General features: G+C 44.1%; 9 protein-coding genes. 5 read left to right on the top strand and 4 right to left on the bottom strand.

Features of this window, described 5'->3' with window-relative positions; translation table 11 throughout:
* Positions 1-70: 70 nt before the first annotated feature.
* The gene (locus tag KI742_RS04375) at positions 71-244 is read right to left on the bottom strand and encodes a hypothetical protein (protein WP_017820948.1); all 174 of its coding nucleotides are present in this window, start codon (positions 242-244) and stop codon (positions 71-73) included.
* Between the two features lie 314 nt (positions 245-558).
* On the opposite strand from KI742_RS04375, the gene KI742_RS04370 reads away from it, so the two are divergent.
* Positions 559-1,989 (top strand): methyl-accepting chemotaxis protein, encoded by a 1,431-nt coding sequence (locus tag KI742_RS04370; protein ID WP_005376380.1) that lies wholly within the window; start codon positions 559-561, stop codon positions 1,987-1,989.
* A gap of 430 nt (positions 1,990-2,419) precedes the next feature.
* Here KI742_RS04370 and KI742_RS04365 read toward each other — a convergent pair whose 3' ends face one another.
* Positions 2,420-3,088, bottom strand: coding sequence for an HAD-IA family hydrolase (locus tag KI742_RS04365; RefSeq protein WP_047103569.1), 669 nt, complete (start codon positions 3,086-3,088; stop codon positions 2,420-2,422).
* Between the two features lie 195 nt (positions 3,089-3,283).
* Positions 3,284-3,793 carry a hypothetical protein gene (locus KI742_RS04360; RefSeq protein WP_005386088.1) on the bottom strand — a complete coding sequence of 170 codons (510 nt, stop codon included), beginning with the start codon at positions 3,791-3,793 and terminating at the stop codon, positions 3,284-3,286.
* Between the two features lie 145 nt (positions 3,794-3,938).
* On the opposite strand from KI742_RS04360, the gene KI742_RS04355 reads away from it, so the two are divergent.
* From KI742_RS04355 to glgC, 4 genes are all read left to right on the top strand, one after another.
* Positions 3,939-4,409 carry a CreA family protein gene (locus KI742_RS04355; protein WP_005397614.1) on the top strand — a complete coding sequence of 157 codons (471 nt, stop codon included), beginning with the start codon at positions 3,939-3,941 and terminating at the stop codon, positions 4,407-4,409.
* A 233-nt stretch (positions 4,410-4,642) separates the two neighbouring features.
* Positions 4,643-5,947 carry an inosine/guanosine kinase gene (locus KI742_RS04350; RefSeq protein WP_005376376.1) on the top strand — a complete coding sequence of 435 codons (1,305 nt, stop codon included), beginning with the start codon at positions 4,643-4,645 and terminating at the stop codon, positions 5,945-5,947.
* Positions 5,948-6,183: 236 nt separating this feature from the next.
* Positions 6,184-7,932, top strand: coding sequence for a formate--tetrahydrofolate ligase (locus tag KI742_RS04345; protein ID WP_285384846.1), 1,749 nt, complete (start codon positions 6,184-6,186; stop codon positions 7,930-7,932).
* A 537-nt stretch (positions 7,933-8,469) separates the two neighbouring features.
* On the top strand, positions 8,470-9,687 hold the full coding sequence (gene glgC, locus KI742_RS04340) for a glucose-1-phosphate adenylyltransferase (protein WP_047103564.1): 1,218 nt from the start codon (positions 8,470-8,472) through the stop codon (positions 9,685-9,687).
* 97 nt (positions 9,688-9,784) lie between these two features.
* Here the strand turns inward: glgC and KI742_RS04335 are convergent, their stop codons facing one another.
* Positions 9,785-12,946, bottom strand: a complete 3,162-nt coding sequence (locus tag KI742_RS04335) for a chitinase C-terminal domain-containing protein (protein WP_285384844.1) — start codon at positions 12,944-12,946, stop codon at positions 9,785-9,787.
* Positions 12,947-13,201: the final 255 nt, after the last annotated feature.

Below are 13,201 nucleotides of genomic sequence, written 5' to 3'. Positions count from 1 at the left end.
TTTGGCCTCTAGGGCTTGGTGTGACATGAACCTAGTATAACGTCAATTACGACGAGATGAGAGTGTTCCGCTATTCGGCTTCGTTGTCTGAGCCAACGTATTCCGACAAGATAATGCCAATTTCAAGCGCATCTAGCAGCTCTAGGCTCTCATCGTTTTGGTATTGGTCGCTCATTGTGACCTCCTTTATTTTAAGCTCTCTTGCTTTTACTTGCTGACGGCCTGGCTCTTGCCATATCCACATCAGCAACTCCTTTTTATAGTCTTTATATGACACATTCATGACAGCGAGAAGTAAAGATTTGAAAACCTATGAGCACAATCAAAAGTAAACGATTGCAATTAAGTTTCATATCCGCTTAACACTTTAGAGAAATGACTCTTTTATCAACATTCATGTCAATTTAAAGATATAACATACTGTTATAGGCGTCCTTAGATCTCATTTCTTAAACTAAATTTAGTATTCGTTACATATTTTGCTGATTAACTTCGCATATTTTGTTTCGATATAGCAATAGATTTGGTCAATATCTTTTATCTCTAATGGAGCTTTAAATGAGAGAAGTTGAGTTTAGAACGATAGACAGGCTGTTTATCAAGATGTCTATCAACGACAAAATGTGGGTTATATTCCTACTATTTTTAGTAGCCCTCACTTCAGTGGCTGGAAGCCGCTACTTCAATGAAATACAACAATTTGAGCAGCAAGCCATCTCGGCGAGCGAAGCGAAGCTTTCTGGTATCGTTGATGCTCAATCAAACCGCGCTACAGAAATTGACGGCGTATCGAAATCGAACCGCGTAAGCGAGAGTTCTTTTGTCGATGGGTCTGTCACCGCTTATGCCAAGTTGCATTCTGGGGAAGTGATTAAGCTGACTCAAAATGTGTCCACACAATACGAATCGTTAAAATCATCAGCTCTATCGTCACTATTACTCAGCTTCTTATGGGTTATTCCTTTTGCCCTATTCTCTTACTGGGTGGCAACGTTTATCGGAGGAGCTCTGTGGGTTTTATATACAACAACCGAAAAAATTGGTGACGGTGACTTAACCTCTCGTCTTGGTTTCCATCCAGGTCGAGATGAATTCGGTACCATCGGCTGTGCGCTAGACAAGTCTATGGATACCTTAAGTGAACTGGTTAATAGTGTTAAAAATAATGCAACGATGTTGAGCGAGACATCTTCTGCATTCGAAAAAGATATGCAGTTGAGTGAAACCCAGATATCTCATCAATATCAAACGCTTGATTCAGTCGCGACAGCAATGGAAGAAATGACAGCCTCTGCAAAGGAGGTATCAAGTATTTCTCAACAAGCAACGACGCAGTCAGACCAAGATGCCCAGAAGATCGAACTAAGCAGAAGCCGTGTACAAAACGTGATTGGCGAGATAGAGACGTTATCTAGCTATATTGAACAAGCCTCTACGTCAGTAACCAATTTAAACGAGAATACGACGCAGATTAATGACGTGATCACAACGATTAACGCCATTTCAGAACAAACTAATCTGTTGGCACTAAACGCAGCAATCGAAGCAGCCCGTGCTGGTGAACAAGGTCGTGGATTTGCAGTGGTTGCCGATGAAGTACGTACATTAGCAAGCAGAACTCAACAGGCAACAGTAGAGATCCAAGCCATGATTGAGAAGCTTCAAATTGAGAGCCAGAACATTGCTTCAATCACCAACCGAACCGTTCAGCAAGCTCAAACCAGCAGCCAGCTTATTGATGAAATCGGCCATGATGTTACCTCTATTGCCGAGTCAGCACGCTCATTAATGGACATGAGCATTCAGATTTCCACATCTGCTGAAGAACAAAGCGCAGTTGCTAACGATATTGCATCGGAACTTTCAGAAATTCGTAGTCAATCAAGCACAATCAGAGAAGTGGCGGAGCAATCTACCGCTGGCGTCGCTAATCTCACGCAAGCCTCCGTTTCTCTTGGTGAGATATTACAACGCTACCGCACCGCATAAGGTTGTGGAACTTATGATCAACAAGGGCTCCTTAAGGAGCCCTTTTCTTTAAACCGTGTTCAACTATTACCTTCGATATTTTCTACGACATCCAAGTGGATATTTGAAGTGAATCTCAAGTTCTCGCTGTACCGGATGAAATAATGTTCTTAAACAAAGCGTTCCGCTATGCTTGATCTTGCCAATTCCAATTTGCTGCTGGAAAACAATATGAATAATTACAAAGACACAAAAGACATAGAGAACCTGAACTGCCCACTCTGCCAAGGAGATGAATATCTCATTTCATCGGATGGCGAGAAATTCACATGCGCTGCTTGTGGATTTCATACAAAAAACTTCTCATCTATCCAATGTCTACATCAAACGCCTTACCTACAGTCTAAACTTAAGCACATCCACAGCTTGAGTCCGGTTTGCCATTAGTAGGTCAAACAGAGCAGCCACACAGCTGCTCTTTTAATTCATCTAAATGATGGATGCGAATTACACGCTCGTCATCAACACGATTGATAGCTTCACCATTAAATAACTGCACCGTTTTGATACCGGCGTTTAGTCCCGCCTCGACTCCTTTAGGCGTGTCATCAATATAAAGACAGTCACTTGGTAAAAAGCCCATGCTCATAGCACTGTACATGATTAAATCGGGCTCAGGCTTCCAACTATTCGCATCGAATGCCGAGAACACTTTCCCTCGGAAAGCATCGAGTAAACCGGTTAACTCCAAAGCGTATTCAATTTTATCTTTAGGTCCATTAGACGCCACACAATATTCGATATTATGCGAATCCAAAAACTGAATTAATCGTTTTGCGCCATCCATCGGCTGTAAGTGACGCACAAAAAGAGACTGGACTTCTTCTCGGTATTGCGGTTCTAAAACATCAATTGGGACTTTGATATCTTTCAATTCTTTAGTATCTAAAAGGATGTCAGCGAGCTTTCCTCCTTTAAAGTGAGAAACGCACTCTTCCATCGTTAACTCAGCCCCATGCTGGTTAAATACATTGACGAGCGCTTGGCAACACAGTCTTTCGCTGTCGACCAACGTACCATCACAGTCAAATATCACGCACTTAATATTGGTAATTGCCATAGCCATCTCCAGACGTCTTAAAGGCTCAAGCCCAAGCTGATTTTAAGAATGTTTGGATTAATCTTATTTGAGTTTGGGATTGTTGAAACGACGAGCTTGGCATTTCATGGAAATAGAAGGGAGCAATTACAGTTTTTCTAAGCAAGATCACCCAACGTCATCTTGCTTTACTTTTTATGCACATTGATGTGTAAGTTAGTCTTCGATAACCACTGAGTCTAACAGTTTTTGCTCGGTGCTTAGTCTTTTAGCCAGATCAGCCACAAACGAGCTTTTGTATTTTGATTCAGAAACAGCAACATCAGAGATGAGTGTATTTCCTTCGAGATGGCTAACAATAGCAGCACCAATTGGGACTCCTGATTTAAAACCAACATATAATTCAAAATCTGGCGTGAGGATAATCTGTGTCAGATATTCAATGATCATATCTTTATCATACTGCTGTTCCCAGCGCTGAGATTGCAAGATAGAGAACATAATGGTCAGTCGATGAAAATCGACCAGAAAAATGTCGTCGGGGTTAAATTCAGAGTCACTTTCCAGTAGTGTGTCTTTGTCGACTACTTGATACGTTGCTTTTTCTAGCGTTTTGAAATAGACATCGCGCCCTTTCAAACTCTCTGGTGTCGGAAATTCAACTTCGACCAGATCATACAGCCATGTATTTTTACGCTCGATACTGGCTAACTGTTGTTCATTCATCTTGATACCTTCGTTTAGAGCAGTACATTAGCATGAAGCCCGCAACAAACCTAGCGCACATAGACCTTTCCGTGGCTAAATTTTGTTTTAGGTGCAAACCTCTGATAGATTTCATCAATATCTTTCCTAGTTAAGGACAAAAATAATGAAAAAGATGCTGTTAAGTGCATTGCTTGCTACTACTCTAGTTGGTTGTTCAGATAACGATGTTGCTGACGTGGGGCTCGGTTGGTTTACTTTGAAAGACATCAAAGTCGGTGAGTTGAAAGACGAGGTGGTAACAGGTGTCACATGTCACATCGCCTCTATCGAAGCGGATTTCAGCTTAGCAGATCCAAGTGATAGCTCAATATCATGTCGTCAGACTGGCGAAATCACACCGGAAATGATTGCAAAAATAGATAAGAGTAAGTCCGGTGAAATTGTATTTAAGAAGTCAAAAAGCATTTTCTTCAAAACAATGAAGGTTCGCCGTATTTATGATGCCGATAACCAAACCTTACTCTACTTGTCTTATACAACAAAAGAGACCGATGGTAGTTTTAAACATAGCCTTTCGACAGTCCCACTTTGGGGTACCAAGGCTTACGTTGAGCCAACTGAAGTGAAAAAGTAACGCGGGTAAATTTAGTTAGCGCGGAGCAGGCTCTTTCCGGGCGCTGCTGAGCAACAAGTTTAAAAAACAACCCATTGCAATACGACAAGCGTCATAAATTGCAGCTGCTTTGGTTGCTATTTACTCAGCTCGCTGATTTTTTCAGCGAGCAGACTTCTTTGTAATAAATCGCCACGATTTTCATTTTTTTGTGATACAATCCCGCCTCTTTTTTTTCTCACTCAAGAACAAGCATGAAGTTTCCTGGTCAGCGTAAATCTAAACACTACTTCCCAACTCACGCTCGAGATCCATTAGTAAACCAAATCCGACAGGCACCTAAGCTATATCGCCCAACTATTGTTGGTGTCGGTCAAACCATTGTAGATATCGAAGCACGTGTAGATGACGCGTTTTTAGAGAAATACAACCTGAGTAAAGGACATTCGCTCGTTCTTGAAGAAAGCAAAGCAGATGCTCTTTACGAAGAACTGGTTGAGCAAGGCCTGATCACACACCAATACCCAGGTGACACGATTGGCAATACTCTTCACAACTACTCAGTTTTAGCCGATAGCAAATCCGTTTTGCTCGGTGTGATGTCTAAGAACATTCAAGTCGGTTCTTTTGCTTACCGCTACCTTTGCCGTACGTCTTCACGCATGAACCTTAACCATTTACAAACGGTAGATGGCCCTATTGGTCGCTGCTACACCCTAATTTCTCAAGACGGTGAGCGTACATTTGCTATCAACGAAGGTCATATGAATCAACTACTTCCGGAAAGCATTCCTGAAGAGATCTTTGAGAAAGCATCAGCCCTGGTTGTTTCTTCTTACCTAATGCGTGGTAAAGAAGAAGATCCAATGCCTAAAGCGGTACAAAGAGCGATCGACTTTGCTAAGAAGCACGATGTCCCTGTTGTACTTACGTTAGGGACAAAGTACGTTATCGAAGGTAACGCACAGTGGTGGCAAGAATACATTCGCGAAAACATTTCTGTTGTCGCTATGAATGAAGAAGAAGGTGCGGCGCTAACAGGTGAAACAGAGCCGCTAGCTGCTGCTGATAAAGCACTTGAATGGGTTGATCTCGTACTGTGTACGGCAGGACCAAATGGTCTGTACATGGCTGGTTACACCGACGAGAAAGTAAAACGAGAAACCACACACGACATCCTTGAAAGCTCCCTCGAAGCCTTTAACCAGTACGAGTTTAGTCGTGCGATGCGTAAAGAAGACTGTCAAAACCCAATGAAGGTCTACTCTCACATCGGCCCTTACCTTGGTGGACCACTAGAGATTAAGAACACTAACGGTGCAGGTGATGCAGCCCTTTCAGCCTTACTGCATGACATGGCAGCAAACTCTTTCCACCAAAAAGAAGTGCCTAACTCAGAAAAGCACGAAGTACGATGCTTAACCTACTCCTCGCTTTCTCAGATCTGTAAATACGCAAACCGAGTAAGCTATGAAGTGTTGACGCAGCACTCTCCTCGCCTATCGCGAGCGCTTCCTGAACGAGAAGATAGCTTAGAAGAGACTTATTGGGATCGTTAAAACGACAGCTTTAAAGCTAAAAATATATCAAGGTCACCATTTGGTGGCCTTTTTGTTTTTATCTAGCACTATAACGAGTAGATTTCGTTAGTATGTCGCACAATACGAAGCAGTAAACTCTTTACAAGCCTAACCGAAACAGTACCATCACCAAGCAGACCTTTGCCTCACAATAATACTCGTTATAACTTAGGTAGTTTTTCAACGCTACCTGAGTGCCACTTTGGGGATTCTCCATGCAGTCAGATATCGAAATCTGCCGAAACACACCACTTTCTTCTATTGATGTTATCGCGGAAAAAGTAGGACTATCACCCGAAGAGTATGACACTCACGGGAAGCACAAAGCCAAAGTCCACCCAAAATGTTTGGAACGACTCAAAGCAAATGATGACGGTAAACTTGTACTCGTCACTGCGATCACGCCGACTCCTCTTGGCGAAGGAAAAACCGTTACGACGATAGGCCTGGCGCAAGGTTTAGCAAAGCTTAATCAATCTGTTATTGCATGTATAAGGCAACCTTCGATGGGACCCGTCTTCGGTATTAAAGGTGGCGCAGCGGGCGGCGGTTATTCTCAAGTAGCTCCAATGGAAGAGTTAAACTTACACCTTACTGGTGACATTCACGCAGTGACAGCGGCGCACAACCTTGCTTCAGCCGCTCTTGACGCTCGCTTGTTCCATGAACAACGCGAGGGTTATGATGCCTTTGAATCACGCACCGGGTTAAGAGCACTTAAAATCGACACGGCAAGTATTACTTGGAAACGAGTGATGGACCATAATGATCGTGCACTACGTAAAGTCAAAATTGGCCTCAATGATGCAGGAAAAACCATCAATGGTTTCGAGCGTGACGAAGGGTTCGATATTTCAGCGGCTTCCGAGTTGATGGCTATCATTGCACTAGCCAAAGATTTAAAAGATTTACGCCAACGTATCGGGAAAATTGTCGTAGCGTACGATTTGAACGGAAACCCCGTCACTACGGAAGATCTACAAGTTGCAGGAGCAATGGCAGTAACACTAAAGGAGGCGATTGCACCAACACTGATGCAAACTCTAGAAGGTGTTCCTACGTTGATCCATGCAGGTCCATTTGCAAACATCGCCCATGGAAATTCATCCATTATCGCGGACGATATTGCGCTAAAACTGTCAGGTTACACGGTAACTGAAGCCGGTTTTGGTTCGGATATGGGATTTGAGAAAGCGTGTAACATTAAAGCTGCTGCCGCCAACAAAGCCCCGGACTGTGTAGTGATCGTAGCAACATTACGCGGCCTCAAAGCGAATTCCGGACACTACGATTTACGACCAGGTATGGCTATTCCAGATTCCATTTTTAATCCGGACCAAGCAGCATTGGAGGCTGGGTTTGAAAATTTAAAATGGCACATAAATAACGTTCATAAATACGGTTTACCTGCTGTCGTTGCCATTAACCAGTTTCCACAAGATTGTGTGAAAGAGCTTAAAGCTCTTGAAGATCTGATTCACCAATTTAATCCCGAAGTTAAAGTAGCCATCAGCACCGCTTTTTCGCAAGGCGGACAAGGCGCAACGGAACTAGCTCAACATGTTATTGATGCGTGTACCACGCCTGTAGAGTTTTGTCCGTTATACAACAAAGAGCAATCATTACTCGAAAAGCTCATGGCAGTATGTGAAGCGGGCTATGGAGCAACCAATATAGAAATGACTCCTATCGCGACTGAACAGCTCAAACATTTTGAGCAATTAGGCTTTAACAACTTAGCGGTTTGCATCGCGAAGACACCACTATCTATAACCACGGACTCCGCAGTCAAAGGGGCACCAACTGGTTTTACCGTCCCAATCCGCGAGCTGCGCTTGTGTGCGGGCGCAGGATTCGTTTATGCATTATCTGGTACCGTGATGACGATGCCAGGCTTACCTGATAAACCCGCATTTATGAACTTAGATCTTGATGATGAAGGAAATATCGTCGGTCTCTCTTAGTGCAGTGATAACGTATCGCTATCAGTGAAGTGAGCATATTCATTGAGTGAGTGGTCTACTTACCTATCCACTCACTCTCAACAACTGTGAAAAGAGTTGTCTCAGGCCTTCTACTCTTGAATTGTTGATACAAAGCTCTCCTGCCTTACATCAACGCGCCTGTTTTAGACCTTTAGAGTTAAGACGCTAACCCTAAGCCTTGTTTAGCCATAGTTATTAAGCTAGAAAACCCTATTTATCTTCTTGTTTTGTCGCCACTTTACATTGTAAATCCATACTTGTTGACTTCTCCTTTCTACAATTTTGCGCCAATTTGATGCACGGGCTATTTAGCGCTTCACTAATATGGTGCAGTTGTCTTACAGTGAAATTTTAACCTCCTTGATTTTTAAGGAGATATTCTATGGCTCGATTCTTGTAGTAGACTTTTCACTAATAAGCACATTAGCACATGCTTTTCAAAACCTCTGCGTTGCATACCACCTCCTTCAGGTTAGCACCGTTTTGATGCATGTCAGAAAAGGGAAAGGGAATACTATGGAAGACGCACTCGCCGTAATTTTAGCAGGAGGGATGGGGTCTAGACTCAGCCCACTCACCGATGACAGAACCAAGCCAGCCGTACCTTTTGGCGGAAAATATAGAATTATAGATTTCACACTAACCAATTGTTTACATTCGGGTTTACGCAAGATCCTTGTTTTAACCCAATATAAATCTCATTCACTTCAAAAACACTTACGAGACGGCTGGTCGATATTCAATCCAGAGCTAGGCGAGTACATTACTGCTGTTCCACCACAAATGCGCAAAGGTGGTGCATGGTATGAAGGAACCGCCGATGCGATTTATCACAACATGTGGTTGCTATCGCGAAATGATGCAAAGTATGTGGTTGTGTTATCCGGCGATCATATCTATCGAATGGACTACGCTGCAATGCTTGAAGAGCATAAAGAGAAAGGTGCTAAGCTCACCGTTGCCTGTATGGATGTTCCCGTAGAGGATGCTTCAGCATTCGGTGTAATGGGCACCGCAGAAAACGGGCTCGTTACTTCGTTTATAGAGAAACCTGAAACCCCACCTACCCTTCCTGGAAGCGCGACCAGAAGCCTTGTTTCTATGGGAATATATATCTTTGATATGGATGTTTTGAAAGAAGTGCTTGAAGAAGACTCAAAACTCGATTCATCAAGCCATGACTTCGGAAAAGACATCATACCTAAGCTGATTGATACGGAATCCGTTTACGCTTATCAATTCTGTGGTAGTAAAGGGCGCGTCGATAAAGATTGCTATTGGCGCGACGTAGGTACCATTGATTCCTTCTATGAAGCGAATATGGATCTACTAGAACCTGTGCCGCCAATGAATCTTTATCAGTCCAATTGGACGATTCGTACTTACGAGCCGCAGTTTCCACCAGCTCGTACTGTATCGTCGGCTACGGGTAATGAAGGTATTTTTATTAACTCCATCATTGCTACCGGTGTCATCAATTCCGGAGGCTCAGTACAGCACTCCATAATCTCCTCTAACGTACGCATTCAAGATAGTGCAACGGTAGTCGATTCCATCATTTTTGATGACGTAGAAGTCGGTGAAGGAAGTCAGTTGGTCAACTGCATAGTTGATAAACATGTTCGTATTCCGCCACATACTCAAATTGGCATCAACAAACTTGAAGATGCGAAGCGATTTAAAATCTCAGACAAAGGTATTGTCGTCATACCCGAAAGTTACCAATTCGATTAAACGACAAACTATCACAACAAAAAAGCGCACGATAATCATCGTGCGCTTTTGTTTCAGTGCCTGTAAACATTAGGCTATAACAAATAATCCATAATAATTAGATGTTACATACCGTTGACCAGCTACCATCTGTACCCGGTTCAGCCGCTGTCCACCAGTTCGCTTGGTAAACCACACCGTTGTGGATGATCTTATCGCCTTGGTTAGCGTGGCTTGGATTACCTGCCCAATCCGTTTGTGGCAGAGCTGGGTATGTCACTAAACCTGTCGTATCACACGTACCAGGTTCAGTGGTACCACCACCCGTGCCCGCATTGAGATCACCAATTGGTAGATCTGGCTGTTCAAACTTAAACGCAAACTCTTTACCACCAGAAATCACTGAGTAGTTAGCCGGACCAGAGATTGGTAGGTAGTAAACCATATCAAGCTCGTAAGTGCCTCCCGCTGGCAAGTCTTTCCATGCTGGTAGAGAGAACGACACACGGTGCATTACGCCATCTAAGCCACCGATGTTGTTTGCACGAGTATGTCCAGAAGCAATGACTTTCAAACCACCACCTGATTGGTCTTTCGCGTTGTCCGGCGCAGATACTGGGATATCGAATTGGAATTCAGTACCGCCAGGGATCGCTTGACCTGTGTTGTTCGTAAACGTGATTTTCGGGTTAATTGGGTAGTTTTGGTCGCCAACTTTGAAGCCGCCAACACTAACAGTAATGTCTACTGCTTCAGTTGGTGTTGGACCAGTCGCTACTTTGTTACCGTAAGGCGTCGCAGACTTAAACTTGTCGTAGATAGCTTTGGTCATAGTGTTACCTATGTGGTATTCACCATTACCCGCCGCGCAAGCTTGTTCAGTTGCATCTACTGCCGTACGATTACCATTTGCATCCAGTACGTAACAGTTGTAGTCACCGGCTAGTTCCCAGAACATGATACCGCCGATCTCTTTATCGATAACGTAATCGGCTTTCACCTCGATAGAAGCTTTATCTTCCGTAGATAGGAATACGCTCTTCTCTGCGTTCCACAACCAAGGTGCCACAGCAACGCTATCGTAATGACGAGTATAAGTACCAACAAACTTATCTGAAGGATCGTTGACAGGGTCGAGACCGTAAGCAGCTGCGTAAGAGCCCCAAATACCGTTTTCTAGGTTCTTAGCATGCCACATTGGGTTAGAACCAGCGCCCATTTCGTTTCCTTTAGGGTCGGTATCATGCCACATGTTGTCGATACCAATAGCGCCGTGACCACAGTTGTTCTTCTCACCTTCACCTGTGCCCGGTTGGCACTCTGCTTGGTTTGGTAGTGCCGCTCGGCCCCAAAGGCCATTGTCGCCACCAGTAACACCTTGCCAACCACGGGTGTAGTAAGGAACACCAATGTTGATACGACCTGCTGGCATAGAGCCACGGAAGTAATGGTAAGCCCAGTCTGTGTTCAAGTAACCGATACCACCGTATGCAGCAGTGCCGTATACGTTCCACTGCGCTAGCTCAGAGTCTTTACCTGTATCGAATAAAGCCGCGTTATGACCAACGTGATCATTCCAAGCCCCATGCAAGTCGTAAGACATGATGTTTACGTAGTCTAGGTACTTAGTTACATCGAAGGTTTCCATCCCACGTAGCAAGTAACCTGAAGATGGTGCTGCGATAGTCAGCATATAATGAATACCATCTTGCGCGGATGCCGCATCAAGTTTCTCACGCAATACTTTCATCAGCTCTTGGTAAGACGCCCATAAATACTGACGACGTGGTTCCATGAAGTCTTTGTCGTAAGGGTTACCAGCACCAGCCATTGACGTCGGGTATTCATAGTCGATATCCAGACCATCGAACTTGTACTGACGCATCATTTCAACGGCTGAAGTTGCGAACTTCTCAATACCAGCATGATTAATAGAACCGTCCGCATTCGTCGTCATGGTGTAGAAGCCACCATCAGCTACACGATCGCCGTTCGTATCGAAGTGACCGCCCGTTTCAGCCCAACCACCAATCGAGATTAGCGTTTTAACATCATGTTTTTGCTTGTAAGTTGCTAGTGCACCAAAATGACCTTTAAAACCAAGAGCAGGATCTACCTCAACGCCTGGCCAAGTTTTACCTGTAGCAGGGTTGTTAGGATCATTAACGTCGCCAACGTTTACTTTGCCGTCAGAACCAATGCTCACAAACGCGTAGTTAATGTGAGTAAGTTGTTCCCAAGGAATGTCTTTAACAAGGTAAGTCGATTGTGGGTCGTCACCTGCTCGCCAACTGGTGAAGTAGCCGATTACACGACGTGGGTGATCAGCCCCCATTTTCTCACGGCCTTCTTCGTCATAAATAGAACAGTAAGGAACATCTACACCCGTTGTTTGATAAAGACCATCAGGACGACAATTAGATGTCACTGCGCCGCCGTTTACCGTTAACGTTGCAAGTGCAGAATCTGCTGATGCTCCAGCATCATCGGTTGCTTTCGCATAAACACTTAATGAGCCAGCTTGTGAAGGGGTTACATCCAGCGTGTATGGCGCTGTTGTAGCAGTGCCAGCAAGCACACCTGCAACATAAAAATCAACTTTAGCAACAGTACCATCCGCATCCGTAGCATTTGCAGTCAGTGTTACGGAACCACCCAGGTCAATAGAGTTCGCAGAAAGCACGACATCCACTGTCGGCGCTTCATTACCAGGTTGCGCTGATGCCACAGTTAACGTCACAACACTTGCCGTACTAACGGCACCTGCATCGTCATAGGCCTTGGTAGAGAACTCGTGCTGTCCTTCAGTTGCTGTCCACGATGCAGCATACGGCGCAGACGTTGCCTGACCAACTAATACACCATCAACAAAGAACTCTACTTTGCTAACAGTCCCATCAGTATCTGCCGCATCTGCAGCTAGGTTAACAACATCACCCGCAGTCACAGAAGCCGACGCAGAAGGCGATGTCAGAGTAACCGTCGGGACTTCATTCTGAGGTGGATCAACCGGTCCAGTGCCATCACAAGCGCCAAGTGTTTCCCACTCGCCCCACTCACCAGATTGCGCTGGATTGTTGTTTTGCGTCCAGTAACGCGCTTTATAAGCAGTACCTTCATGCTGAACTTGGTCGCCACCGTTATAAACTTTTGATGATTGCCAAGTTTCTAGAGGGGCACAGTCAACTGCTGCGTAGCTATTGAAGGCCATAAGACAAGAAGCGGTGAGTGTGCTCAGTGTGAACACGTTTTTCACTGCGTTGCCGTTGTTAAGGTGCATAATCGCTCTTCCTTAAGTTATTGTTAAAACAATACTAAATGCGCTAAACGAAACGCATCTATACTTTTATTTCGACGTAAAATAACTTAAGTACAAGTTGGTGATTTCACACTATCTATTTACGAGTTTTCCACACCGCCTCGCAACAATCCACTAAATGATTGCAACAACGTACCTATTATTTGGCACCAGTAACTAATTTTATAACTCAAATAAATATGTCACTCGCAAATTAATAAAAAAGGTAAAAAAAGT

It is taken from the genome of Vibrio sp. D417a, assembly GCF_030248595.1.
GTDB lineage: Bacteria > Pseudomonadota > Gammaproteobacteria > Enterobacterales > Vibrionaceae > Vibrio > Vibrio alginolyticus.
Note: the sequence above shows the minus strand (reverse complement) of the source record. Positions and strands in the feature narration are given on the sequence as shown.

Coding starts and splice junctions, on each gene's coding strand:
- KI742_RS04355 (WP_005397614.1), top strand. CDS start 3,939: ATGAAAAAGATGCTGTTAAGTGCATTGCTTGCTACTACTCTAGTTGGT.
- KI742_RS04365 (WP_047103569.1), bottom strand. CDS start 3,088: ATGGCAATTACCAATATTAAGTGCGTGATATTTGACTGTGATGGTACG.
- KI742_RS04375 (WP_017820948.1), bottom strand. CDS start 244: ATGTGGATATGGCAAGAGCCAGGCCGTCAGCAAGTAAAAGCAAGAGAG.
- KI742_RS04335 (WP_285384844.1), bottom strand. CDS start 12,946: ATGCACCTTAACAACGGCAACGCAGTGAAAAACGTGTTCACACTGAGC.
- glgC (WP_047103564.1), top strand. CDS start 8,470: ATGGAAGACGCACTCGCCGTAATTTTAGCAGGAGGGATGGGGTCTAGA.
- KI742_RS04370 (WP_005376380.1), top strand. CDS start 559: ATGAGAGAAGTTGAGTTTAGAACGATAGACAGGCTGTTTATCAAGATG.
- KI742_RS04350 (WP_005376376.1), top strand. CDS start 4,643: ATGAAGTTTCCTGGTCAGCGTAAATCTAAACACTACTTCCCAACTCAC.
- KI742_RS04345 (WP_285384846.1), top strand. CDS start 6,184: ATGCAGTCAGATATCGAAATCTGCCGAAACACACCACTTTCTTCTATT.
- KI742_RS04360 (WP_005386088.1), bottom strand. CDS start 3,793: ATGAATGAACAACAGTTAGCCAGTATCGAGCGTAAAAATACATGGCTG.